Raw genomic sequence first — 25,773 nt, 5'->3', positions numbered from 1 at the left:
GAACAGGTTTAAAATTTAATGTCACCTGTACTTAGATAATGGATTAAAATTTGTGTAAATAGCATATTGTATTTAGTTTGAATCAGCTCACTCTCTGTCGTGAGCAGGTTCGAACGCGATGTATTTAAGTCGTATATACTGATTCTACCTGCCTCGTAACTTTTTAAACTTAAATCAAAAGCCTTTTTAGTGACTTCCAGAACATTAGTTGCTAGTTTATATTGTTTTTGATAATTATCCAGATCAAGTAATTGTTTTGTTAGCTCCTGCTTGATAGTAAGCTGTTCTAATTGTATTTGTTTTGCATTTTCAGCCTGTTGAATCTTATTCTTTTGAACAGCTGTCTTAACCGTATTTTTGTTGAATATTGGTACATTGATGGTCAGACCTATCTGTTGAGAAAAATTATTTTGAAGCTGATGAAATAAAGGAAGTCTTCCAAAACCTGTAGTCAAATTGTTGAAATAAAAACTACCCAATGTCAGACTCGCATCAATCGTGGGGTAAAGCTGGGCTTTTATAGCTTTTTGATCAAATTGAAGTGCCTCACTTAACAATGCATATTTTTTTAATCCAGGGTGTTGTTTTAAATAGGAACTGTATAAATCCGAAGATTCAGAACTTGATTGCTGTAACGGTGAAAAAGCCTTAGTTTCCGTATTAATTTCAAAATTTTGATCTGGTTCAATAGCTATTATTTGTTTAAGTTCCAATATAGCTTTATCTATAGTGTAGTGCGCCTGTCTATTCTTTTCGTTCTCACGTTCATAATTAGCCTTTGCTTCGTATAATATAGTAAGCGAAGTGGCTCCGAGGTCAGTTGACTTTTGTACTTTTAAAAGTTGGCTCTCTGCAAAAAATAGAGCTGTATCTACTGATTTGCAGATCTCTTTTTGCAACAATACGTTTAGGTAAGCCTGGATAGTTTTTAGTGTTATATCTCTTTTGAGTAAAGCTAAGTCTTGTCGGCTTGCTTCCATTTCTCTCTCTGATTTCTTAATGAAATTTTTCAGTTTGCCATTGTTTAAGATCGAATAGGAGGAAGATAAACCTAATGTACTGTTGAAGTTGTCATTTCGTGCATTGTTACCAAAAATATCTTGAGATTGTCCAAAATTGTTGTATAAATTTGTAAATCCATTTAGATTAGGTAGACGTTCATTTTTGTAATTTTTTATATCTAGATTTTTGTCTTCAAGAACTAATTTCGCTTTGTCTAAAGTGATATTCTTTTCAAGTGCAACGGCAATGCATTGGTGTAAGTCAAAAGTCTGTTGTGCGAACAAAACTTTGCCTGTAATGCATGTGATGCCAAGCGTTAGTAATATATATCGAAATAACACAATCATTAATTATCTTGATATCTAAGTAAACTCCTTAATTGACTCAATATTCTTTCAGCAAGTGTTAATTCTTCTGTAACAATATCAGCCGTTCCGCTCAATTCCTTGTCAAATACAATTGTTTTATGATAAGAAGTCTGTAATCCATTGGGCAGTGCTACTTCTATATAGTATTTACTGTCTTTATCTTGAACTAAAGCAATGGATTTGATTTTCCCTTGTACTATACCATATTCCTGGTACTTATAATTATCAAGCTTGATCAATACCTTTTGATTTATTTTTATTTTACCTTGATTCTGCGCTCCTATATGCATTTGTCCTATTGTTATCTGTCTATTGTTTGGCAGTATACTGAGCAGGGTACTGCCCGCTTTCACAAATTGTTTCTCTCCTAAAAATTGGAGATAACTTAATGTTCCATCTATAGAAGCATAGACGAGATAAGTTTTTTCCCATTGTCGTAGTGCTTTTTTGAGCTTTTCAAGTAATAAGATAGAAGCAGATGAATAGGAAGTTTTTTCTTTAACAATATTTACATCTGCACCTGATTTTATTTTTTTAAAGTTTAAAATAGTTTCTTCCAATTGCGCAATTGATATTTCTGTATTTTTGAAATTCCTTTGCGCTTCCAATAATTTTACTTTTTCATTTTCAAGTTCTAAAGCAGCTATCACACCTTCACGATGTAATGATTCGGAACGCTTGTAGTTTTTTTCGGTCAATTGTAACTTACTTGATTCTAATATATGTTGTTGCCTAAGATTTGCAACACGTTCTTTATAATCTGTAATACCTTTAAGGGCCGTTACCTCTTCTGCAGCATAAGGCTGTAGATTGGTAAATAATATCTCTTCCTCCAGCGCCTTGGCAAAGGCATTGTAATCTTCCTGTACTTCACCCAATCTAAAGCTGGAAACAAGTTGTAATGGAAATTTACTAAGTTGTTTCGTCGATAGAGAATCGAGAATCTTCTTTAATTGATATATATCTTGATCATCGGCTGACGACTCCAAAACCATCAGTAAGTCTCCTTTTTTTACTGTTTTTTGATCTTTTGCGATCAACTTTTCAATCCGTGAATCGATCCTAACCTCAATTTTCTCTGGTGGATTTTGAGATGATATAATAATAGTAGATGAAATGAATTCTGGATATTTAATAATGCATGCCAGTAAAAAAAATAAAAGTATTATACCTAACATCACTAGGCTTCCCCAACGGATAAGCCAATTTGGCGGTGTTTCTAAAACCTCCTGTACCTGCTCTGAACGCAGATTGATATTGTCCAATATGTTGTCTTTAGTTGCCAAGTTCTAATTGATTTTTTACTAATCGATAATATTCTCCTTTTAAGGATACAAGCTGTTCATGGGTGCCTTCCTCGACCACTTTACCTTTATCCAGTACGATTATTTTGTTTGCATTTTTTACAGTAGATAAGCGATGTGCGATAATCACTGCCGTTCGCCCTTTTAGGAACTGATTCAAATTATCTGTTATAACTTTTTCTGTATTTGCGTCAAGGGCAGAAGTTGCTTCGTCGAAAAATACATATTGTGGAGATTTATAGACTGCACGCGCTATTAACATCCGTTGGCGTTGCCCCCCGCTGATACCTAATCCTTCATAGCCAATTTTTGTATTGTAACTTACTGGCAATGATTCAATAAAATCTTTTATATGTGCGATTTCTACCGCGTGCTTTAATTTTTGCTTATCTACACTAATATTACCCATTGCAATATTATTTGCTATACTTTCATTGAAAATGTAACCATCCTGCATAACAACGCCACAGGATGCACGCCACATACTGGGGGCGATATGGCGTATGTCGGTCTTCCCAATCTTAATTTCGCCTTCATCTGCATCGTAAAACTTTGTTAATAGTTTCATTAAAGTCGTTTTCCCAGATCCACTGGCGCCTACAATAGCGGTCGTTTTTTCATAGGGAATCAATAGATTCAAATTTTCAAATACAGCATGAGTTGATCCTTTATAGCGAAATGTTAAGTTCGTTACTGAAATATTTTGTTCTGGAATTTCAGACGCATAGTTATTATCCAGACTTTCCTCATCGTCCTTTCCGTGGATTTCATTCAATCGCTCCAGTGCAATTTTAGCATCCTGCGTTTGTCTGATGAAGTTCATAAATTGGATTAATGGACTATTTAGCTGTCCTATGATGTATTGCACAGAAAGCATCATTCCTAATGTCAATTGACCTTCTACCACCAGGCTTGCCGCGATAAAACTGATGAATACATCTTTAAGTTGATTGATAATATTTCCACCTATAGTCTGTATCTGTTCAAGCTTAAGTGCTCTAATTTTAATTCTGAAAACTTTAATCTGAATACCTTCCCATTGCCAACGTTTATTGGTTTCGGCATTATTCATTTTGATTTCTTGCATACCATTGATCAATTCCATGACCTGGCCTTGTTCTTCTGCTAGCTGGGAGAACTGTTTGTAATCTAATTCTCTTCTCTTCTTTAAAAAAAATGCGATCCAAAAGAAATAAAGAACAGCACCTACCAGATAAATAATAAAAAGCTTATAGCTGTAAAATAGAAGAACAACACCAAAAACCAAAAAATTGATCAATGAAAAGAGTGTCTGTAGAGAGTTGTTGGTAAGTAATTGTTCGATTCGACCATGATCAGCGATTCGTTGCATGATATCGGCCGTTACCCTTGAATCAAAAAAGCTAATAGGCAAACGCATCAATTTAATGAAGAAATCAGATACAATAGATATATTGATGCGTGATGATAGGTGCAGTAAAATCCATCCTCGGATCACTTCTATGCCCATTTGTCCAATATAAAGCATAATTTGGGCAAATAACACTAAATAGATAAAATTTAAATCTTGATTCTGAATCCCTATATCAACGATACTTTGTGTCAGAAACGGAAAAACCAAGGACAGTAAACTTCCTCCTATCAACCCTAAAGCCAATTGAATAATAAAGGATTTATATTTAAAAAAATAATGTTTCAGATAGTTTTTGATAGAAAAGGATCTGTCTGAAATGTCTTCTTGTTGATCAAAACGTGCTGTTGTTTCTAGAACGAGTACAATACCTTCTTCTGTTGTATCGGTAGCACCTTTTCCTATCCAGTTCTGTAGAAATTCTTCTTCTGAATAGCTAATTAAGCCGTAACTTGGATCTGAAATATAGATTCGGTAACCCTGACGTTTTTTTTGAATTTTATAGACAACAACGTAATGTTGTTTCATCCAAAACACTACACAGGGAAGTGGTGCGTCTTCAACAAGTGTCTTGAAATCTACTTTTACAGAAAGTGATTTAAATCCTATAGATTCGGCAGCTTTACTTAATCCCAAAAGACTTGATCCTTCGCGTGTTGTCTCGGACAAATCACGGAGCATCTGGAGGGGTAATATTTTTCCGTAATATTTACTGATAATGCGGAGACAGGTAGGTCCACAGTCTTTGGAATCCGGTTGTTTATAGAATGGAAATTTTGCCATATTTAATTTTTCGGAGCCAATTGTTCAAAACCATAGTACGTTATCGCTTGTTGTTTTAGCGGATTCATAGACCATTCCGACCATTCATTGCTATAGGGGTCATAGCCACATTTTAAGGGTTTGGAAATATCCAAACCTTTTTTATTGTATTGGGAACGTTCTGTAAAAGCCCTGCAATCGGTGCATACATTTCTAAATTCACAATCTTTACAAACCATTATTTCTTCTTTTGTCAGATGCCAATATTCCTGAACCGAATTTTGCTGTAATACTTCTTCTAAAGTCATCTCTTTTATGTTACCAAAAGATTGTGGCATTGCTGGACAGTTCTTGATATTACCATTTATATCGATTCCAATCTTTTTGTGAAGGCAAGAATTATGATTTATAGCCTCTAGAACTTTGGGCATATTTGTATTGAAATAATCTGTGTTTACTTTTCCGCAGGAATTAATAGATAGTGCATCTTCAGTAAAATCAACCATAAATCTGAAACTGGAATTCGATAGCACAGGGACTTTTTCACATTGATAAAATACAAGATGATAAATCCGCTGACTTCGATCATGAACAGCTTGAAGAAAAGCTTCGTTAAGAGCAGTAGAATAGGCTGTAAATATTTCTAAACCTTCTAAAGGTGTATTTTCAAAAGCACGGTCAAAATCGATGATTTCTTGTGAAGATGCTGAACTTCTGCAAAAAACAACCACATGTTTAATATTTAAATTGGTTATTGATTTTATTAATGTTTCTGGTACGGATAGTTTTTCAATTTCTATGAATAAATTGGAAACCAATTGATAGTCATGGTACTCGTAAGATAATGGGGGGAAATTTTTATCCCAATCGTTTTCCGTAATAAAACCATATTCCTTTTCCAATAAATAATCGAGATATTCTTGGACAATCTTTTTGGATTCTGGATCATAATTGTCAAGTACCGATTCAATGGAACTCGATTTTAATTCTTCAATAAGCTCATACAATTCTAACGGATATAATTTGGAAACATTTCTCCCTAAATCGGATATTAGTATACGATTATATCCTTTTGTTATAAAGATGTCAGTGTACAAATTAAAAAATCTCATATCAGTCTTGTCAATCGTTTAAATGGTTTTGTCCGTAACAAATAATCTGTTTGATACGTTGAACATTTTAGATAAAGCGATGAACCTGAACTGGAATCTAAATTATTCGAACTTTTACCATCATACAATTCCATGTATTCAAATGTCAGAGGAAGCTTATTCTCTTCTTTTATAATCAGGTCTTTTACTTTTTCTTCCATATTATAGATATGTTGCTATTTCTCTTTCTAATCCATAGTTGCAGGCATTGGACATTCCTAAAAATTGACCAATGGCATTAATTTCTAAAAAATAAAACTTTTCGCCAGATTTAATAAAATCTAAAGACCCTGAATTTAGATCTAATGCCTGCATCAATACCGTAATTTTTTGCTCTACTTCCAGAGGTAGGTTATACCGGACATTTCTATTGGGAATTTTGCTGTTGTATCTTCTATGATCAATCTTTGTTCTTTCATCATTTTGTGATATAATGGCTGTAGAATAAATTTTTCCATTTAAGTAGAAACTTCGTATCTCGAAATCTTTTTCGATCTTATCTTGAAAAAAAGAAATAAAGAAATTGGATTCTTTCTTTTGCTCGATGACCGATGTGTACATAATGCCATTCTGATTTTCATGAACCATATCTATTATCGGCGTACCAGAAATGGGTTTCACAATGGTTTGATTGATGATAACATCCTTCATATCTTCAGCCAAAAAATAAGGAGGTACATCCAATCCTACTTCTTTTGCTTTTTCTAAAACCAATAGTTTGTTAACATGACTATTACTTTCCTTATTGATGTGTTTTTTTCCTTCCAAAGATTTGATTACATAATCTGTTAACCAGTGCTGCACTTCAAACATATAGCGATTTATAGCTTGATTCTCGTACTTTAATGTATCAAATGCGATATTTCCTCGTCGATACCATACAGCAGTTATTTCATCAAGAAAAAATTGATTTCGCGTGCTTTTTAAAAGAATTCTTTTTTCTGCAGTTTTGATTTCAAATACCTCGTTTTCATGAATACGGATAAATTCCTTCTTCATAGCAATAAGCCACTTTATGACCGTTGTGGTCGTGATTTCATTGTTTTTAGAGATGATTAAAATCATAAATTTGAGTAGTGTATTATTTTTAAGTATAACAGTCTTTTTAAAAACATAAGCTGCTTTTGCAAACAAAAGCAGCTTATGTTTTAGAAATATATTTCGATTAAAACTGAAATTTAGTTTAATCTAGGTGAGGAAATCGGCCATCTTTGATCCATACTCTTGACAGGTATGTACCGCCATTTCCATCATAAACATCTACATCAGAGCAACCATGTGCATCGACGAAGTTTGAACGTATTTCATAAACACCACCAGACATGGCTAATCCGCCTACAGTATTTATATCGATTTTCTTCTTTTCCAAAGCAGAAAAATCCTTCATTCCAGTTAATTTCTTCATAACCTTAAAATTGAAATATTAACAACCTGAACAATCATAAAATCTAGCACGCCATTTACCTCCATGATAGTAATCTACATCCTGACATCCATTTTCATCTAAGAAATTAGATCTGATATACTGAGGCCCACCAGCCAAACTACCTAACACAGCTTTAGAATTATCTAAGTCTAGTTTTTTGTTTTCTAAAGAAGAGAAACTCTTCATTCCATTTAATTTTTTCATTTTTTTAAAATTTATAATTAACAAATTCAATGTACAATTGCTTGTGTTCTTTAAAATCAATCAGTAAGTCAATGGGACTCGGGCAACATACATATTCGCCAGGTAATCAATGTTCCTTTGAATAATGTTAGATGTACACGATGTGATGAATCGATTCAGCTCTTACCAAGAAACGTCACAATCTGACATATCCCATCCTCTTCCAACAAATCTACTACCGATGTACATATCATAATCTTGAGCACCGTCTGCATTTAAAAAGTTAGAAGAAACTTGGGTGAAACGTTCCTGAGATAGACGACCTCCAGTAACACCTTCCACATTTTCTAAGTCTAATTTTTTGTTTTCTAAAGAAGAGAAACTCTTCATTCCATTTAATTTTTTCATTTTTTTAAATTTTATAATTAACAAAGGCCATGCACCATGTATGTATTCTTTAAAAATAATCAATTTAAAAGAGGTCTTTTTAGGCAATAAATATTCGGTTGGTATTTATGTATTTTCGAATGCTTTGGGTAAATATTCGGTTGATTAATAATTTTCTACTGTACGTTTTACATCATTAAATTTCAAAAAAAATACATGTAAAAAATGAGAAAGCCCAGCTTTGTAGCTGGGCTTTTTAGTAGTTTAGGGAGGGAGTGTTATCATTAGTCACCTATGTAGACGCTTTAAGCGATAGATAATCACGCCCATCATTTATTCTTTATACTACAATTATTTCTTAGTCTTTTGTCTCAAATTCAATATGATCGTGGTATGCGATTATCGCACATAAAGTATCTGTAAATTTCTCTCCTAATTCGCTTCTGCTTTTAGAAAATTTTGTCCAAACAATTTTTACAGATGTCGCATAATCGTAAACACCAAAACCGCCACAAAGTAGGTCATTAAACGCGTCTAGATTATGCCCCGTTTGCCAATCAAGATCTTTCGTCAAGACTTGGTCGACTTCATGATAGAAACTTTCTAAATCAGAAAAATTGCCTCCGTTTATTATGATTGTCAGTTTGTCCATTTTAATCTTACATTATTATGTTCGCTCCTAATGGTTCAGCAAAACCAATCTACAAAAAAAGTAGGAATGATACCTATGCTACAGGAAGACTTTATCTAAAAATAAAACCATTCGCTTTGCTTATTCACCTTGTCGTGTAAGCGTGTGTTGTTTTAAGTAAGTTTGCAAAATCCTGTAAACGACAAAACCCAACTTAATAGTTGGGTTTTATTTTTTGATGGCGGAGAGGGCGGGATTCGAACCCGCGGTACCGTTAAGTACACACGCTTTCCAAGCGTGCTCGATCGACCACTCTGACACCTCTCCGGAGTCTGTTGGCAAAAATAGAAGTATAATTCTATTTTCCAAAACAAATTTTATTAAAATGTGTTATTTCCGCATTAATAAAAAAACTACCTTTACTCAAGGTGTTTGAAATAAGAAAATTATGGTCAATAAAAAATTATGGGCAATATTACCGATTGCTGCTCTAGCATTTGGTTGCCAATCCAATAGAAGTTCGGATCAGAAACAAGCAGATCGAACTGTATTTTTAGATGTATCCGGTATGGATACGACAGTTCATCCAGGAGATAACTTCTTTATGTATGCCAATGGACAATGGTTGAAGAAAACAGTTATTCCTCCATCAGAGTCTGGCTGGGGATCATTTTATACCTTGAATGATGAGAACTTACAAAAGCTTCATGGTATTTTAGATAAGGCCGCTCAGTCCAATAGTAAAAAAGGTACGGATCAACAAAAGGTTGGCGATTTCTATTCCAGTGGAATGGATACCCTGACGATAGAAAAGCTTGGAATTTCACCTATTCAGGCTCAGCTGAAGAAAATTGATGATTTAAAATCCATCGAAGAACTGATTGCTTATAGTGCCGACGGTTTTAAAGAGGGGGAGGGAGATCTTTTCTCATTTTATATCGCTGCCGATGAACGTATGAGTAATAAAAATGCCGCTACTTTTGTACAGGGGGGACTTAATCTTCCTGAAGCAAGTTATTATTTGGATCAGGATGAAAAGGCAAAGAAAATACGTGAAGCTTATACGAATTATCTTAGTAAGCTGTTTACCCTTGCCGGTCAACAGGCTACAGCTAAAGCGGATGCCGAATCTGTCCTTAAGATTGAAACTGCAATTGCGAAATCTCATCTTAATCCAGTTGAATTACGTGATCCGATTAAAAACTATAATAAAGTTGCGGTAGCAGCTTTTCAAAAGGAGACACCTAATCTGAACTGGAATGATATCTTGGGCAGATTAGCAATTAAAACAGATACTTTATTGGTACAGCAACCGAAGTTTTATGTTGCTCTAAATAATTTGTTAAAATCTGAACCGCTACCAGTATGGAAACTAAAATTGAAGGCGGATCTGTTGAATTCATCAGCAACAGCATTGACAAAAGACTTCCGTAATGCACAGTTTGAACTGTATGGTAAAACTTTGCAGGGGCAGAAAGAGCAAAAGGAACGCTGGAAACTTATGGTCAGTACGGTCGATGATAACTTAGGAGAAGTACTTGGAAAATTGTTTACCGAAGAATACTTTAAACCTGAGGCTAAGAAAAGAATGTTGGAGTTAGTTAATAATTTAGAAATCTCATATCGTGACCGTATTGAAAAGTTAGATTGGATGACTCCTGAAACCAAGAAAAAAGCGATCGAAAAACTGCAAGCTTTTACTAAAAAGATCGGATATCCAGATAAATGGAAAGATTATTCTGATGTAGAAATCAATAAGGATACTTATTATGCCAATTTACAAGCTGCATCACGTCATGCTTATAAGGAAATGATCGAAAAAATGGGCAAACCAGTTGACAAGACTGAGTGGTTGATGACAACACCTACTGTCAATGCATACTACAACCCACCTTATAATGAAATTGTATTTCCTGCAGGAATACTACAGTTTCCATTTTTTGATGCAAATGCCGACGATGCAATCAACTATGGTGCTATAGGAGCTGTAATCGGACATGAAATGACGCATGGTTTTGATGATCAAGGTCGTCAATATGATAAAGAAGGAAATCTAAAAGATTGGTGGACTCCAGAAGATGCAACTAAGTTTACGACAAAAGCTAATCAGGTAGCCTCCTTATACGACGGTTTTACTTTACTGGATAAACAACATGTGAATGGAAAATTGACATTAGGAGAAAATTTAGCGGATATCGGAGGTCTTAATATTGCATTCGATGCTTTCAAAAAAACAAAGCAAGGACAAGATGCAACCAAAATAGATGGATTTACACCAGACCAACGTTTCTTTTTAAGTTTTGCTCAAGTTTGGCGTATTAAAAATAGTGATGAGCGAATGAGCATGCGTTTGAAAGTCGATCCGCATAGCCCTGAAGAATTCCGTGTCAATGGTCCAGTCTATAATATGGAAGCTTTTTATCAAGCATTCCAGATTCCAAAAACTGCGAAGATGTATGTAGCACCAGAGAAACGTGTTGCTGTTTGGTAGTGGTAAATAAAAAGTGTAATATATTTTTAGAATTGAATAATAATTGCTAATTTTGCCGTTCATTAACAATAAACACATTTAATTAATTTATTAACAATGTACGCAATAGTAAATATAGCAGGACAGCAATTCAAGGTTGCAAAAGACCAATTTCTTTTTGTGCACCGCTTACAAGGAGAAGAAGGCGCTAGTATTGAATTTGACAATGTATTGTTAGCAGAAGATGGTGGTAAATTCACAATCGGTACTCCGAACGTGGCAGGTGCTAAAATTTCGGCTAAAATTTTGTCTCATTTAAAAGGTGATAAAGTTATCGTTTTCAAGAAAAAACGTCGTAAAGGCTACAAAAAGAAAAACGGTCACCGTCAACAATTCACTAAAATCCAGATCACTGGTATTACATTATAATTGAATTTTTAATCAGACATTAGTCTTAAATTGAGATAAAGAAATGGCACATAAAAAAGGTGCGGGTAGTTCTAAGAACGGCCGTGAGTCACATTCGAAACGTTTAGGTATCAAAATCTTCGGTGGTCAAGCTGCTATCGCTGGTAACATCATCGTTCGCCAACGTGGTACTAAACACAATCCTGACTTAAATGTTGGTATTGGTAAAGATCATACATTGTTTGCTTTAGTTGATGGAAAAGTACTTTTCCGCAAAAAAGCTAACAATAAATCTTATGTTTCTATTATTCCTGCAGAAGTTTCTGTAGTTCCTGTAGAGAAGGCATAAGTTTTTTTGCTACACAATATTTGTAAAAGGCGTTAAGTTTACTTAACGCCTTTTTTATGTTTTAAAGCTTAAGTAAGAGCTTCTTAATAAAATTGTATACATTTATTTCTTCAAGAATCTAAGTTTGGTACAATTTTATACAGGAATTGCAGTTTATAGATAATATTAAACGTTCATGATTTATAAAAGTCTACCTTACAGTATTCCAGCAGTTGTGTTATTGTTGTTGTCATCTTGTAGTTCGATGTATATGCCCAATGTGCCAGCCGCGCCAATGTTTAAAGATGCTGGTGAAGTATATGTTTCCGGAAATATTAATTTAAAGGGAAATATTTCTGCCAGTGGAGGAGTCGCCGTTTCAGATCATATCGGAGTGATTGCAAATGGTTCTTATGTGGACCGAAAAGATAGTCCTACAGATTTTGCTCAAAAAATGGGTGAGCTGGGTATTGGCTATTTTACGACTTTTGGTCAACGGCGCAATCGTATTCTCGAAGTATATGCCGGTTATGGGATGGGTGTTGTAAATGAACTAGATACAAGGACATCAACGGCGGGGCCGGCAGTGGTAGAAAGCCGAGATATGGATTTTAATAAAATATTTGTCCAAGTCAATTACTCTTCCACAAAACGTGAGAAAATTCGTTTGTTTGGTGGAGATCGCGCCTTGAACTATGGTACAATTTTACGATTGTCACATGTAAATATGACAGATTTTAAAATAAACCAGCTTAATGCAAATAAAGAACAGAATGTTTTGATAGAACCTGTATTCTATACCCGTATGGAAGTAGGGCGTGGCTGGCAGATACAATATATGACTGGCATGAATTTCGGTTTGATGAGCAATGATTATTTGAAAGCAGGGCATCCGATAAATAGTTTGGGAATTCTTTATAAATTTGGAGGGAAAAATTAAATTATGATAAAAGTATTGAAAAAGAACTGGCTATTGATGTTAATGAGCGTGACATTTTTGAGTAGCTGCGGGATCAGTAGGCAAAAAGCCCAGATTGAAAATCTTGGTAAGTGTAAGTTTGATATACAGTCTGTTGATAGCATTCGTGTAGCGGGAACTTCCATTCAAAAAATAGTGAAAGCAGATGGTATTGATCTATCGGCACTACCGAGTGTAGCTTTGGGAATGTTGCGTAAAAATATTCCTTTGGATGCCGTAATTCGCTTGAAAATTGAAAATCCGACTTTAAAGAAAGCTGCAATTAATCAGTTTCAATATATTATTCTGTTTGAAAAAAAGCAATTAGCAGAGGGTATTGTTAATCAGTCGATTTCTTTAGACCCTGGACAATCTACGGTAGCCTCGGTAAGATTAAATACTAATATTTATGAATTGATCAATAATGGTGATTTAGCAGGATTTATAGGATCTAATTCAAACACTAAAAAAGGTTTGTTTACAATAAAGATTAAACCTTCGATAAATGTCGCCGGTAAATCAATTTTTTATCCCGGATATATAACGATTGATCGTGAAGTTAGCCGTAATATTTTATTATAAAGGATACTTGTAATTTTTAAATAGGGTCTGTAAAACATTGTTTTACAGACCCTATTTTTTTTATTCAATTGTCATTTTTTATCTGTGTAATAAAAAAGTTATGATACTTATTGTTTAAATTACACAATGAAATTAATATCTTAGACAAATAATATATCTGGATTAGTGGTGGGTGATGACCAATTATTTATAGAAAAAAATAGAAATGCGTAAAAGTTTACTTGCTCTTATCTTGTCAGGAATGTCCAGCTCGTTGTTTGCACAGCAAAAGGTGGAAAGCTATGTACAAGAAATAAAAGGGACAAAATTGAAGTTTGACATGGTTGCGATTCCAGCTGGCGTATATAAACAAGGTGGGAATGTTAAAGCAGATGAAAAGCCTATTCATGAGGTAAAAATAGCTCCCTTCTGGATAGGGAAATACGAGGTAACCTGGAACTTGTTTGAACCTTTCTTGTATAAAGATTATGAGTTGACTCAAAGTATAGATGGCAAGATCACTCCCGAAGTGGATGCAGTAACACGTCCTACAAAACCATATTTAGATATGACCTTTGGTATGGGTAAAGAAGGTCACCCAGCTTTGGCCATGACCCATTATAATGCAATTCAGTTCTGCAAGTGGCTGTACGTACGTACAGGAGTTTTTTATAGATTGCCAACAGAAGCGGAATGGGAGTATGCTTGTCGCGCCGGAAGTGATAAAGCATATAGTTTTGGAGATGATACCGCTTTATTGGATCAATATGCTTGGCATAAAGGCAATAGTGACGGTTCAACACATCTTGTTGGAACTAAGAAGCCAAATGCTTGGGGTTTATTTGATATGCATGGAAATGTTTCAGAATGGACTTTTGATCAATATATCGAAGATTATTACCAGCAGTTTGACGGTAAAGTAGCTGATAACCCCGTTGCAATACCTACTAAATTATATCCCAATAGTGTAAGAGGCGGTGCCTTTGATAGTGAAGCTGTAGATTTAAGAAGTGCATCTCGGGTAGCTTCAGATCCATTCTGGAAACAACTAGATCCACAAATTCCTAAAAGTAACTGGTGGTTCCCTGAAGCTCCATTTGTAGGAATGCGCTTAGTAAGACCTGTGACACCTCCTTCGCATGAAGAAATAATGGCCTATTATGATAAGGCTCCAATTAAAGATTATTAATTATAACCAAAAAACCTAAAATATGGAAAATTTTGAACGTCGTGATTTTTTAAAAACGACAGCAGCTATCGCAGGCGGGACAGTTTTAAGTTCAGTGCCATTGGTAGGAGCATTTGCCGCGGGAAGCGATGTAATTAAAGTTGCATTGATCGGTTGTGGTGGACGCGGTACAGGTGCAACTTTTGACGCCCTAAGCTCAGGATTTAATATTAAAGTAGTTGCATTAGCTGATGCTTTCAAAGATAATTTGGACAGCACATATAAAACATTAAAAGATAAATGGCAGGATAAAATTGATGTTCCTGAAAAAAATAAATTCGTTGGATTTGATGCCTATAAAGAAGCTATTAAATTAGCCGATGTGGTGATCTTAACAACTCCTCCTGGATTTCGTCCAATTCATTTTGAAGAAGCTGTGCGCCAAGGTAAACATGTATTTATGGAAAAACCTGTTGCCACAGATATCCCAGGAATCCGTAAAGTTTTGGCAGCTGCTGAAATTGCTAAGAAGAAAAAACTGAATGTAGTGGTGGGTCTTCAACGTAGGTATCAAACAAACTACAGAGAAGCCATTAAAAGAATTCACGAGGGTGCAATCGGTGATGTTGTTTCTGGACAGGTATACTGGAATAGTGGTGGTGTTTGGGTAAGACCACGTAAGCCGGGACAGACAGAAATGGATTATCAGATGCGCAACTGGTATTATTTTAACTGGTTATGTGGTGATCATATCGTAGAGCAGCACGTTCACAATATTGATATTGCCAATTGGGTCAAAGGTGCATACCCGGTACGTATTCAAGGTACTGGTAGCCGCGCGCATAGAACAGGTAAAGAATATGGTGAGATCTATGACAACTTTGCATTAGAGTTAACTTATCCTGATAATTCAGTTGTATACAGTCAGTGTGCGCACTTCGAAGGGGTTACAAACCGTGTCGACGAACAGTTTCAAGCAACCAAAGGTAGAGCCTATCTGTCAGCAAATGGACAAGCAGTACTTTGGGATGCTAAAGGAAATGAAATCTATCGTCATGAACCAAAAGGAAATCCAAATCCTTATCAACAAGAGCATAAAGAATTGTTTGAAGCAATTTCAAAAGGTGAATATAAATTTGATAATGCAGAATATGGTGCATATAGTACTTTAACAGGTATTATTGGTCGTATCGCATGTTATACAGGAAAAGTAATTAAATGGGATGCTGCATTAAAGTCGGAAATCGATATTATGCCTACAAATTATGCATGGGATGCTTTACCTAAGATATTACCAAAAGAAGATGGTTCGTACCCGGTAGCTATACCAGGTCAGAATACAAATTTATACATTTAATAAGAGGATGCATTCATGTATTTTAAATCATGGATACTGCTCTCAATTAGTTTTTTTGGCTTGTGCAGCATAACAGCTGCACGAGCTGAACAAGCTTCTTATTCTTTAAAATCTCTCCGAAAAACTGTTTTATCTGGCCCTGCGCAGGGTACTTCTTATCATATTACGTATTTTGATACACAGGAGTTGGTTTCAAAAAATGATATCGATAGTGTTTTGAAAGTCATTGATTTGTCAATGTCGATTTATAACCCATCCTCTACAATAAGTCTATTTAATAAAGAGGAGAGAAGTGCTGTCAAGTTAGATCGTCATTTTCAAAAGGTTGTTGATGCATCATTCCGCTATAATCGCATCACGAAAGGTATTTTTGATATTACGGTAGCACCACTTGTCCAATTGTGGGGGTTTGGACCTAAACAGATTAAACATTTTCCAGACTCAAATGAAATCAATGCAACCCTAGCGTCTGTGGGAATGGATAAGTTAATTTGGAAAGCTCCTTATCTTAAAAAAAGCAAACCTAACGTCAGTATTGATGTCAATGGTATTGCACAGGGGTATTCAGTAGATGTCTTGGCTAAATTTCTTGAAAGTAAGCATATCAAAAATTATATTGTGGAGTTAGGTGGGGAAATGCGTGTTAAGGGAAGAAATCAGGCAGGTGAATTTTTTAAAATTGGTGTTGAAAGACCAGCCTCCAGCCACAATCAATTACTGAAAACCGAAGTTGTGCATATCAAATCTGGAGCATTGACGACTGCTGGAAATTTTGAAAAGTACATGATGAATGGAAAACAGAAGATTAGTCATCATGTCAATCCTTTGACGGGATATATGTTTTCTAGTCCAGTAGTCAGTGTTACGGTATATGCAAAAACTGCAATGGAAGCAGATGCCTTGGACAATTATTTTATGGCCCTTACACCAGATGAGATACTTGATTTTGTGAAGAAGAGAAAGAATTTAGAAGTTTATATTATATTTAACAATGAAAAGGGAGAAATAGAAGAAAAGTACTCGAAAGGGTTTTCCAACTTTTTTCTAAAAAAAACAATATAAATGAAATTATGAAAAGATCTGAATTTTTAAAAAACACCTTATTGGTTGCAGGTTCCGCTGTGAGCTTGAATACTTTAGCGGGTGAACAACAACAGAAAAAAAATAAGGCAGGAGCAGTATTTAACTTAGATTATGCACCGCATCAGGGCATGTTCAGTGCAACTGCTGGTAAAAATTTTGTTGATGAAATAAAATATATGCATGAACTGGGATTCAGAAGTATCGAAGATAACGGTATGACAGGACGCAGTATCGATGAACAAAAGAAAATAGGTGAAACGTTGGCATCTCTTGGGATGCGTATGGGCGTTTTTGTTGTTCCAAAGGGCGGGAACGGTGCCAATACTTTAGCGGCAGGTAAACAAGAATACATTGATATCTTTCTAAAAGGCTGTAAAGAGTCTGTGGAAGTAGCAAAACGTGTCAATGCAAAATGGGTAACGGTTGTTCCTGGCGATTACGAACGTAATCTATCTATCGGGGTACAAACTGGTAATGTGATTGAGGCATTGAAGAGAGGGGCAGAAATTTTTGAACCACATGGCATAACGATGGTACTGGAGCCTTTAAGTGACAGTCCTGATTTATTTCTTAGATATTCAGATCAGACCTATGAAATATGCAAAGGTGTGGGAAGTCCTTCATGTAAATTATTATATGATGCGTATCATATGCAAAAAAATGAAGGTAATCTCATTCATAAAATGAATGAGTGCTGGAATGAGATCGCTTATATTCAAGTAGGAGATAATCCAGGAAGAAGGGAACCTACTACAGGTGAAGTTAACTACAAAAATGTGTTTAAATGGCTTCACGAGAAGGGATTTAAAGGCGTGGTCGGTATGGAGCATGGTATGTCCAAAAGTGGCAAGATCGGCGAAGAAACTTTGGTCAACGCTTACAGAGAAGTAGATAATTTCTTAGTGTAACTTGTACAATTGTTTTTTTTATGCTAGATTGTCATTTTAAAAACCAAATTCTTGATAGAAATCTCTTATTTTAAAATAAACTAAAACATATAATGTCCACATCTATTAGATTTAAATTATCCTTCATGATGTTCCTGGAATTCTTTATCTGGGGCGCATGGTTCGTTACATTGGGTACATACCTGAGTAAAAATTTACAAGCACAGCCGCTTGAAATTGCGAATGTTTTTTCAACCCAATCATTAGGTGCTATTATTGCTCCTTTTATTATCGGTATGATTGCCGATCGTTACTTTAACGCGGAACGTATATTAGGCGTATTGCATATCATCGGTGCGGTATTGATGTATCAAATGTATAATGCAACTGAAATTTCTTCTTTTTACCCTTATGTATTGGCTTATATGGTTTTATATATGCCGACACTATCATTGGTAAATTCGGTATCATTCAGACAGTTGACCAATCCTGAGAAACAGTTCTCTAATATCCGTATTTGGGGAACTATCGGTTGGATCATTGCTGGTCTTTCAATCAGTTATTTGTTTAAATGGGATGCTGCAGAAGCTTCATCTGCTGGAGCTTTGAAAAATACTTTTTTAATGGGGGCTATTGCTTCTTTGGTGTTAGGTTTATTCTCATTTACATTGCCTAAAACGCCACCTGTTAAAATTGAGTCAGATCAGAAACCATCATTCTCATCGATCATCGGATTGGATGCAATCAAATTATTGAAAGACCGTAATTTCTTGATTTTCTTCGTTTCATCGATTTTAATCTGTATTCCTTTAGCATTTTACTATCAAAATGCCAATCCATTTTTAGATCAAATAGGAATGGAAAATCCTACTGGAAAAATGACAATTGGTCAGATTTCAGAAGTATTATTCTTATTGGCATTACCTGTTTTCTTTTCTAAATTCGGCTTCAAGAAAACGATTTTGGTTGGTATGCTTGCTTGGGCATTAAGATATATCTTATTTGCATATGGTAATGCGGGCGATCTTTCTTTCATGTTGATATTAGGTATTGCTTTACACGGTATCTGTTACGATTTCTTCTTCGTTTCTGGACAAATTTATACCGATAGTAAAGCTGGAATCAAATATAAAAGTGCTGCACAGGGTTTGATTACATTAGCGACTTATGGGGTAGGTCAGCTTATTGGATTCTGGGTTGCGGGTTTTATCGGTGAGAAATATGCATACTTGCAACAAGCTAATGTTGCTGATTTTTGGAAACAAACATGGATTATTCCAGCAGGAATAGCATTCGTAGTCTTTGTTATCTTTTTAGTTGCTTTTAAAGATGAGAAGGTTGAGAATAAAGCGGTTGCTGAGTAAAATTAATAAAAGAACTAAAACTAAACAATAAAATAAAATGGCTGAAAATAACACTTATGATGCTATTGTCATTGGTTCAGGAATCAGTGGTGGATGGGCAGCAAAAGAATTAACAGAAAAGGGTTTAAAAACCCTTATGTTAGAACGTGGTCGTAATATCGAGCACGTAAAAGATTATCCGTCGCCGAATAAGAATCCTTGGGATTTCCCACATGCCGGAGGACGTACGCAAGAGATGATCAAAGAACGTCCAGTTTTGAGCAGGGATTATCCGTTAAATGAAAAAAACTTAGATTATTGGGTAAATGAACAAGAAAGTCCCTATACCGAAACTAAACGTTTTGACTGGTATAGAGGTTATCACGTAGGTGGTCGTTCATTGATGTGGGGAAGACAATCTTACCGACTTGGCGATTTAGATTTTGAAGCAAATTTAAAAGATGGACACGGTGTAGATTGGCCGATCCGTTATAAAGATATTGCTCCTTGGTACAGCTATGCAGAGAAATTTGCTGGTATCAGCGGTAACCGTGATGGTTTGGATGTATTGCCTGATGGTGATTTTATGCCTGCTATGGCGATGAATATCGTGGAAAAGGATCTTGCAGCACGTTTGAAAAAAGAATACGGTGGTAACCGCCATTTTATTATGGGAAGAACAGCAAACATTACTGTTCCTCATCATAACCGTATCAACTGTCAATATCAAAACCAATGTTGGTTAGGTTGTAATTTTGGTGCTTATTTTAGTACGCAATCGGCAACATTACCAGCAGCAGTAGCAACTGGCAATTTGACATTACGTCCATTCTCAATTGTTACGAAAATCATTTACGATAAAAATACCAAGAAAGCAAAAGGTGTTGAAATTGTAGATGCGGAAACAAATCAAACGTATGAGTTTTTCGCTAAAGTGATCTTCGTTAATGCATCTGCATTTAACTCAACTTGGGTACTGATGAACTCAGCTACAGATGTTTGGGAAGGTGGACTTGGAAGTAGCAGTGGAGAATTGGGACATAACGTAATGGATCACCATTTCCGTTGTGGAGCAGGAGGTAATGTAGAAGGATATTTAGATAGCTATGTATTTGGTCGTAGACCAACAGGATTATATGTGCCACGTTTTGTTAACGTTGCTGGAGATGACAAGAAACGTGATTATGTCCGTGGTTTTGGTTATCAAGGAGCTGCAGGCCGTGGTCGCTGGTCTGGAGAGGTCGCAGAAATGAGTGTAGGTGGAGCATGGAAAGATGCTCTTACCGAAGCTGGTGATTGGAACGTAGGTTTTACTGCTTTCGGTGAGATTTTGCCATACCATGAAAACAAAATTAGCTTAGACAAAACTAAAAAAGATAAATGGGGTCTTCCTGTATTATCAATGGACGTTGAAATCAAGGATAATGAGTTGAAGATGCGTGGTGATATGCAAAACGAGATGAAAGAGATGTTGGAGAAAATTGGTGTTAAGGACACATATACTTATGATAACGTGTATGGTTTTGGTCAAGGTATCCATGAAATGGGAACTGCTCGTATGGGTAGAGATCCTAAAACATCTGTTTTAAATGGTAACAACCAGGTTTGGGATGCACTTAACGTTTTTGTAACTGATGGTGCAGCGATGACATCTGCAGGCTGTGTCAATCCTTCATTAACGTATATGGCATTAACAGCAAGAGCGGTTGATTTTGCTGTAAGTGAGTTGAAAAAAGGTAATCTTTAATCAGTTATAAATCTAAATTATGGAAAAGAATAATTCATCAAGAAGAGACTTTCTGAAAAAAGCTGCCTTATTTGGCGCTGGAGTGACTATACTGCCCCGCCATGTATTGGGTGGAGTAGGTTTTACAGCACCGAGTGATATGTTGAATGTTGCATCTGTAGGTGTCGGTGGTATGGGGGGATCAGACGTATCGCGATTTGCAGCAAGTGGAAAAGCAAATATTGCTTACCTATGTGATGTAGATACGCGTCGTGCGGCAGATTCTGTGAAAAAGTTTCCGAAGGCAAAATTTTATAAGGATTTCCGTGATATGCTCGATAAAGAGCATAAACATATTGATGCAGTTTCAGTATCAACACCAGATCATCAGCATGCTATTGTAGCTTTGGCAGCAATGCAATTGGGTAAGCACGTTTATGTGCAAAAACCATTAGCTCATGATGTTTGGGAAGCACGTGTTTTGACGCAAGCAGCCAAGAAATATAAAGTTGTGACGCAAATGGGTAATCAAGGAGCATCAGGTGATGGTGTGAGACAGATGCGCGAATGGGTTGACGCAGGGATGATTGGAGATCTGAAAGAGATCTTCTGTTGGACCGATCGTCCTGTATGGCCTCAAGGTATCCAATGGCCTACACAACAAGCTCCGGTTCCACAAGAATTGGATTGGGATCTTTGGTTAGGTACTGCTCCAAAAAAAGATTATGTTGAAAAATTGATTCCTTTCAACTGGAGAGGATGGTGGGATTATGGAACAGGTGCATTAGGTGATATGGGATGCCATAACATGGAAGCGCCTTTTAGTATCTATGGTCTTCAATATGTGAAAGATGTACAGGCAACTGTTGGATCTGTATATGTTGACGAATTTAAAAGAGGATATTTCCCAGAAAGCTGTCCGCCGTCAAGCTATGCCGTAATGACATTCCCGAAAACGGATAAAACAGCAGGAGATGTTAAGTTACATTGGATGGATGGTGGAATTCAACCACCAAGACCAGATGAACTAGGTCCTAATGAGGCTTTTGGCGACGGTGGAAATGGTATTTTATTTATCGGTACGAAAGGTAAAATATTGGCCGATACTTACGCTGCAAATCCGAGATTATTGCCTACAACTGTTTCTTATACGACTCCAAAACAAAAGTATGCACGTGTTAAAGGTGGTGCTGATGGTCACTGGGCGCAATGGGTTGAAGGTTGTATTGCTGGTTATGGTAATATGCAGATGTCTTCTCCTTTTGAAATTGCTGGACCATTGACAGAAGCTTTACTGATGGCAAACTTGGCTATTCGTGGATCGGATTTGAAAGTTGATAATAAATATCCAGGAAGAAACTTACGCTTATTATGGGATAATAATAATATGCGTGTGACGAATTTTGATGAAGTAAACCAGTTCGTGAAGCGTAACTACCGTCCAGGCTGGGAAGTTAATTATACAATTTAAGTATTAAAAGAGATTGATTATGAATAGAAGAGAAGCAATTCAACGTGTCGCAATGTTGATGGGAGGCGTGGTCATTGGTTCAAGCCTTTTTCTTGAAGGTTGTTCACGCTCTGCTACTAAACAGGTAGAAGTTTTATTCGAACCTAAGACAACCGATTTATTGGGAGACTTAGCCGAAGCAATATTACCGAAAACCTCTACTCCTGGAGCTAAAGAAGCAGGCGTGGGAAGCTTTATCCCAGTGATGGTAAGAGATTGTTATACCGATGAACAACAAACTGTTTTCATGGATGGAATTAACAACTTAGATAAAAAAGCACAAGAGTTAATGAAGAAAAATTTCTTAGATCTTTCTGCTGAAGAACGTACAAGTTTTGTAAACTTACTAGACAAAGAAGCTGGTGAGTTTAATAAAAAACAAGATGAGGCGACAAAAGAAGAACGTGAGAAAAATGCTGTAAAACAAAATGAATTATATAGAGAAGTGGAAAACAAACCACCTCATTGGTTTACAATGTTTAAGCAGTTGACTTTAACAGGATACTTTAATTCGGAACTGGGATTAACTAAAGCATTGCGCTATGTGAAGATTCCAGGAAAATTCGATGGAAATTACCCTTATAAAAAAGGTGATAAAGCTTTTGCAGGTTAATGTAAAAACATAAAGAATAAAAAGGGGGTACTTCAAGCGAAGTACTCCCTTTTTATTTAGTTTCGATTTCTAAGGCGAATGAAACACGTTCTTGCTTTGTGACCGTCATGAAATAGCCCTTATCTGTTGAGTTACCACTAATTTCTACACGGTCATTATAGCGGAGCTCTCGTAGGTAATTCATTTCTATGGATACAATTTGATTTGTTAGCACTAATTCCATCGGTAATCTATCCATACACCAATCTAAATATTTGACATTATTAGCATGATTGACAATATCCAGATCCGATATTTTAACCGTATAGTTTTCGATTGGTTTTACGGTCTGTGCTAGATTTAGTTTTGAAAAAGGCTTTTGCGTACTGTGACGCTCTGGAAATGTTTTAAAATCGCCAAGTGCTATTGCCAGTTCCTCAGGTCCTCTTTTTACAGTATTGATAACCGCCCAATAACTTGTAGCAGTCACATAAAGTTGGTTATTGACATACACCTCAAAATTACGGGTTGATTTAGCCCCTTCTAAGTGCTGAATCCAGGTTTTTATGGTCACTATATCCATCCATTTTGGCAAGCGGTTTATTTCAAACCGGATACGGCTTAACACCCAGGTCTGATTATTTTTGGCCATTTCCCTAAAACCAAAACCTGCAATAGTCGCATGTTCACCAGCTGTGAGTTGCAGTAAATTGGAAAGATCAGAATAACGGATTCTGGCATTTGAATAGCATTGTGTAAAATTGATTTCCCAGTTTTTTTCAAATGTTGAATTGTCCATTTTTGATAAATTTCAACAAATTTAGGCATTATTATGCTGTAGAATAAGGCATTTTGTAAAATAAATGTTAAAATCGAAATAGTATTGGTATTTTATCGAGGATTCCTTACATTTAAATAAGGTTAAGTATATGTTATAACAATTAGGAGCGTTATAAATGAAATGTCTTACTTAATCAAAGTGTCAATTATAAATTATTAGTAGTATGATCGGAGAATTGATAGAAAAAGAACAAATCTCTTCATTCAAAATAGTCGCGGCGAATGAAGATAAAAGTCAAACATTTTTAGAAACTTTAAAAGGAGCTTTGCGATTGGGGAATGAATTTAAGTCGAAGACTACAATAGCCTTTCAAACAGAAGTAGGTCCTAAAAGAATAGAAACAACGGTTTGGTCGTTAACGGATAAGTATCTCCAAATAAAAAGCGGTGTATTGATTCCTCTGAGATCAATTTTAGCAATAGAATATTAAACAAAAATAATTACTCAAAAAAAGAAAAGTGCTGTTGTATCAGCACTTTTCTTTTTTTTCCTCAGCTAATTCCCGATCTTCCTGATCTAAATCTAATGTATTGTCTTCTTGTTCTGCATCCGCGGATTTTTCGTATTGTAATACGGTCAGAATTGGGAAGTGATCTGAATCAAAATTATTCAGTCTTTTCATTTTCTTTAATTTGAAGTCTGTACTACAGAAAATATGATCTAAAGGAAAGCGCATAAAAAAATGATGTGCATGAAAAGTATTCAGAAAGAAACGGCCTCTTCTCGGATCAAGTAATTGACTTGTCTTTAAAAATAATTCAGTGGTATAGCTCCAGGCGACGTCATTCAGGTCACCGCAAACTATCACTGGTATTTTTGATGCTAAAGCTTTATCTGCAATCAGAAGGAGTTCCTTATCACGTTCTGTTGACCTTGGGTTTTCACCTGGTACAGGAGGAGTCGGATGTACCGCATATAATTGAATGACCTGCCCATTTCGTAAAATTACTTTTGTATGAATGGAAGGGATATCATCCTCCACAAGAAATTTGACTTCACTTTCCTTCAATTCCAATTTAGAGTACAGCAACATACCATAAGTGTTATCTATCGGTTTCTCTATACGATAAGGATAGGCATCTGTGGCTTCCTTAAGCTGTTCCATCCATTCATGACTGGTTTCCAGTAGCAGTACCAGGTTAGCATCAGTCTTTTTAATTTCCGCAATGCAGCCTTTGTAATTGGTATTATCTTCAAACACATTTGATATCATAATACTGATGGTTTGATCGGGTATTTCCTGTTTTACTCTTAAAATCTGCTTTTTTCCAAGAGGAGTAAAGGGAATGATCTGTTTTAATAGGTATAAAATAGTCCCTGAAAGTAAGGTTACATAAATATAGAAGGTTAACGTTCTGTTAGAGAATATTAAAAGGAGCGCCAGTGACAGGGCTGTTAATACAAGCTTTTGTAGTCTTGGATACTCAAAAATTCGGAACGTCCAATAATCATTTCTTATTAATGGAATAAAACTTATAATGATTAGGATGGAAGAAAAAATATATAGAGCTGTGTGCATATGTAATCTATTTGTGCGATAAAAATAGAAAAATAATCAAGAAAAGATGATTCGGGCACAATAAAATGAGAATTGGAAGATAGCAGAAGCAGGCTATAAGGGCATCATGTATGGGGAATCGTTAAAAATGCATACACCATTATATAAACTTTTTGTTGGAGTTTATATAATGGTGTAACAATGGATCAGCTATTATTCTTCGTATAAGCGCTCAACGGCAAAACCATTTTGTTTCAGACGTAGTGCTATTTCAAACGCTTGAATATTTAGAGCTTCCAATTTTAATATTAATCCGTTACTGAATCTGTTAATATTAATGGTGATGATGTTGGGAATCTTCTTTAAAGTTTCCTCTAATTGATGAATTTTGTCTTCATTAATTAGCATGGTTTCAAAAATGTATTTTTCCATAACAATA

General features: G+C 35.7%; 27 protein-coding genes and 1 tRNA gene. 14 read left to right on the top strand and 14 right to left on the bottom strand.

Annotation, left to right across the window (positions count from 1 at the left end; translation table 11 throughout):
- Window positions 1-8 precede the first annotated feature (8 nt).
- The 11 genes from EDF66_RS17345 to EDF66_RS17300 form a co-directional block, all read right to left on the bottom strand.
- The gene (locus tag EDF66_RS17345) at window positions 9-1,349 is read right to left on the bottom strand and encodes a TolC family protein (RefSeq protein ID WP_132843970.1); all 1,341 of its coding nucleotides are present in this window, start codon (window positions 1,347-1,349) and stop codon (window positions 9-11) included.
- Window positions 1,349-2,656 (bottom strand): HlyD family efflux transporter periplasmic adaptor subunit, encoded by a 1,308-nt coding sequence (locus tag EDF66_RS17340; protein ID WP_132771940.1) that lies wholly within the window; start codon window positions 2,654-2,656, stop codon window positions 1,349-1,351. Before EDF66_RS17340 ends, EDF66_RS17345 begins: the two co-directional genes overlap by 1 nt.
- Window positions 2,646-4,847, bottom strand: a complete 2,202-nt coding sequence (locus EDF66_RS17335; protein WP_132843968.1) for a peptidase domain-containing ABC transporter — start codon at window positions 4,845-4,847, stop codon at window positions 2,646-2,648. The genes EDF66_RS17340 and EDF66_RS17335 overlap by 11 nt, the downstream gene beginning before the upstream one ends.
- Before the next feature lie 2 nt (window positions 4,848-4,849).
- Window positions 4,850-5,938, bottom strand: coding sequence for a grasp-with-spasm system SPASM domain peptide maturase (gene gwsS / locus EDF66_RS17330; protein ID WP_243656076.1), 1,089 nt, complete (start codon window positions 5,936-5,938; stop codon window positions 4,850-4,852).
- On the bottom strand, window positions 5,935-6,138 hold the full coding sequence (locus EDF66_RS26110) for a hypothetical protein (RefSeq protein ID WP_165902457.1): 204 nt from the start codon (window positions 6,136-6,138) through the stop codon (window positions 5,935-5,937). The genes gwsS and EDF66_RS26110 overlap by 4 nt, the downstream gene beginning before the upstream one ends.
- A gap of 1 nt (window position 6,139) precedes the next feature.
- Window positions 6,140-7,042: a grasp-with-spasm system ATP-grasp peptide maturase gene (gene gwsG / locus EDF66_RS17325; RefSeq protein WP_132843967.1), complete on the bottom strand. Its 903-nt coding sequence runs from the start codon at window positions 7,040-7,042 to the stop codon at window positions 6,140-6,142.
- Between the two features lie 118 nt (window positions 7,043-7,160).
- On the bottom strand, window positions 7,161-7,382 hold the full coding sequence (locus tag EDF66_RS17320) for a TIGR04139 family peptide modification target (RefSeq protein ID WP_132771937.1): 222 nt from the start codon (window positions 7,380-7,382) through the stop codon (window positions 7,161-7,163).
- Window positions 7,383-7,400: 18 nt separating this feature from the next.
- Window positions 7,401-7,607: a TIGR04139 family peptide modification target gene (locus tag EDF66_RS17315; RefSeq protein WP_132771936.1), complete on the bottom strand. Its 207-nt coding sequence runs from the start codon at window positions 7,605-7,607 to the stop codon at window positions 7,401-7,403.
- A 162-nt stretch (window positions 7,608-7,769) separates the two neighbouring features.
- Window positions 7,770-7,994: a TIGR04139 family peptide modification target gene (locus EDF66_RS17310; RefSeq protein ID WP_132843965.1), complete on the bottom strand. Its 225-nt coding sequence runs from the start codon at window positions 7,992-7,994 to the stop codon at window positions 7,770-7,772.
- 337 nt (window positions 7,995-8,331) lie between these two features.
- Window positions 8,332-8,625 carry a barstar family protein gene (locus EDF66_RS17305; protein ID WP_132843963.1) on the bottom strand — a complete coding sequence of 98 codons (294 nt, stop codon included), beginning with the start codon at window positions 8,623-8,625 and terminating at the stop codon, window positions 8,332-8,334.
- Between the two features lie 218 nt (window positions 8,626-8,843).
- Window positions 8,844-8,931, bottom strand: a tRNA-Ser gene (locus EDF66_RS17300).
- A 121-nt stretch (window positions 8,932-9,052) separates the two neighbouring features.
- Here EDF66_RS17300 and EDF66_RS17295 point away from each other — a divergent pair.
- From EDF66_RS17295 to EDF66_RS17235, 13 genes are all read left to right on the top strand, one after another.
- The gene (locus tag EDF66_RS17295) at window positions 9,053-11,095 is read left to right on the top strand and encodes a M13 family metallopeptidase (protein ID WP_243656075.1); all 2,043 of its coding nucleotides are present in this window, start codon (window positions 9,053-9,055) and stop codon (window positions 11,093-11,095) included.
- Between the two features lie 96 nt (window positions 11,096-11,191).
- Window positions 11,192-11,503 (top strand): 50S ribosomal protein L21, encoded by a 312-nt coding sequence (gene rplU / locus EDF66_RS17290; protein WP_021189835.1) that lies wholly within the window; start codon window positions 11,192-11,194, stop codon window positions 11,501-11,503.
- Between the two features lie 43 nt (window positions 11,504-11,546).
- On the top strand, window positions 11,547-11,831 hold the full coding sequence (rpmA, locus tag EDF66_RS17285) for a 50S ribosomal protein L27 (RefSeq protein WP_021189836.1): 285 nt from the start codon (window positions 11,547-11,549) through the stop codon (window positions 11,829-11,831).
- A 175-nt stretch (window positions 11,832-12,006) separates the two neighbouring features.
- Window positions 12,007-12,750, top strand: a complete 744-nt coding sequence (locus EDF66_RS17280) for a hypothetical protein (protein WP_132771921.1) — start codon at window positions 12,007-12,009, stop codon at window positions 12,748-12,750.
- 3 nt (window positions 12,751-12,753) lie between these two features.
- The gene (locus EDF66_RS17275; protein ID WP_243656074.1) at window positions 12,754-13,350 is read left to right on the top strand and encodes a hypothetical protein; all 597 of its coding nucleotides are present in this window, start codon (window positions 12,754-12,756) and stop codon (window positions 13,348-13,350) included.
- Window positions 13,351-13,555: 205 nt separating this feature from the next.
- Window positions 13,556-14,518 carry a formylglycine-generating enzyme family protein gene (locus tag EDF66_RS17270; protein WP_132843960.1) on the top strand — a complete coding sequence of 321 codons (963 nt, stop codon included), beginning with the start codon at window positions 13,556-13,558 and terminating at the stop codon, window positions 14,516-14,518.
- 22 nt (window positions 14,519-14,540) lie between these two features.
- Window positions 14,541-15,854 (top strand): Gfo/Idh/MocA family protein, encoded by a 1,314-nt coding sequence (locus tag EDF66_RS17265; RefSeq protein ID WP_132771920.1) that lies wholly within the window; start codon window positions 14,541-14,543, stop codon window positions 15,852-15,854.
- 15 nt (window positions 15,855-15,869) lie between these two features.
- Window positions 15,870-16,916 (top strand): FAD:protein FMN transferase, encoded by a 1,047-nt coding sequence (locus EDF66_RS17260; protein ID WP_132771919.1) that lies wholly within the window; start codon window positions 15,870-15,872, stop codon window positions 16,914-16,916.
- Between the two features lie 8 nt (window positions 16,917-16,924).
- Window positions 16,925-17,845: a hydroxypyruvate isomerase family protein gene (locus EDF66_RS17255; protein WP_132771918.1), complete on the top strand. Its 921-nt coding sequence runs from the start codon at window positions 16,925-16,927 to the stop codon at window positions 17,843-17,845.
- A gap of 92 nt (window positions 17,846-17,937) precedes the next feature.
- Window positions 17,938-19,188: a nucleoside permease gene (locus EDF66_RS17250; RefSeq protein WP_132771917.1), complete on the top strand. Its 1,251-nt coding sequence runs from the start codon at window positions 17,938-17,940 to the stop codon at window positions 19,186-19,188.
- A gap of 37 nt (window positions 19,189-19,225) precedes the next feature.
- On the top strand, window positions 19,226-20,914 hold the full coding sequence (locus tag EDF66_RS17245) for a GMC oxidoreductase (RefSeq protein WP_132771916.1): 1,689 nt from the start codon (window positions 19,226-19,228) through the stop codon (window positions 20,912-20,914).
- Window positions 20,915-20,933: 19 nt separating this feature from the next.
- Window positions 20,934-22,364: a Gfo/Idh/MocA family protein gene (locus tag EDF66_RS17240; protein ID WP_132843959.1), complete on the top strand. Its 1,431-nt coding sequence runs from the start codon at window positions 20,934-20,936 to the stop codon at window positions 22,362-22,364.
- 19 nt (window positions 22,365-22,383) lie between these two features.
- The gene (locus EDF66_RS17235; protein ID WP_021189842.1) at window positions 22,384-23,016 is read left to right on the top strand and encodes a gluconate 2-dehydrogenase subunit 3 family protein; all 633 of its coding nucleotides are present in this window, start codon (window positions 22,384-22,386) and stop codon (window positions 23,014-23,016) included.
- A gap of 52 nt (window positions 23,017-23,068) precedes the next feature.
- On the opposite strand, the gene EDF66_RS17230 is transcribed toward EDF66_RS17235, so the two are convergent.
- On the bottom strand, window positions 23,069-23,794 hold the full coding sequence (locus EDF66_RS17230) for an acyl-[acyl-carrier-protein] thioesterase (protein WP_021189843.1): 726 nt from the start codon (window positions 23,792-23,794) through the stop codon (window positions 23,069-23,071).
- 205 nt (window positions 23,795-23,999) lie between these two features.
- On the opposite strand from EDF66_RS17230, the gene EDF66_RS17225 reads away from it, so the two are divergent.
- Window positions 24,000-24,266 (top strand): hypothetical protein, encoded by a 267-nt coding sequence (locus tag EDF66_RS17225; RefSeq protein WP_021189844.1) that lies wholly within the window; start codon window positions 24,000-24,002, stop codon window positions 24,264-24,266.
- A 39-nt stretch (window positions 24,267-24,305) separates the two neighbouring features.
- Here the strand turns inward: EDF66_RS17225 and EDF66_RS17220 are convergent, their stop codons facing one another.
- On the bottom strand, window positions 24,306-25,355 hold the full coding sequence (locus EDF66_RS17220) for an endonuclease/exonuclease/phosphatase family protein (protein WP_132843957.1): 1,050 nt from the start codon (window positions 25,353-25,355) through the stop codon (window positions 24,306-24,308).
- Between the two features lie 192 nt (window positions 25,356-25,547).
- A complete protein-coding gene (locus EDF66_RS17215) occupies window positions 25,548-25,766 on the bottom strand; it encodes a hypothetical protein (RefSeq protein WP_132771913.1) in 219 nt (72 codons plus the stop codon).
- Between the last annotated feature and the right edge of the window lie 7 nt (window positions 25,767-25,773).

This window comes from Sphingobacterium sp. JUb20, assembly GCF_004342035.1.
In the GTDB taxonomy this organism is placed as follows: domain Bacteria; phylum Bacteroidota; class Bacteroidia; order Sphingobacteriales; family Sphingobacteriaceae; genus Sphingobacterium; species Sphingobacterium anhuiense.
The sequence above is the reverse complement of the archived record's forward strand: the minus strand, read 5'-3'. Positions and strand labels throughout refer to the sequence as shown.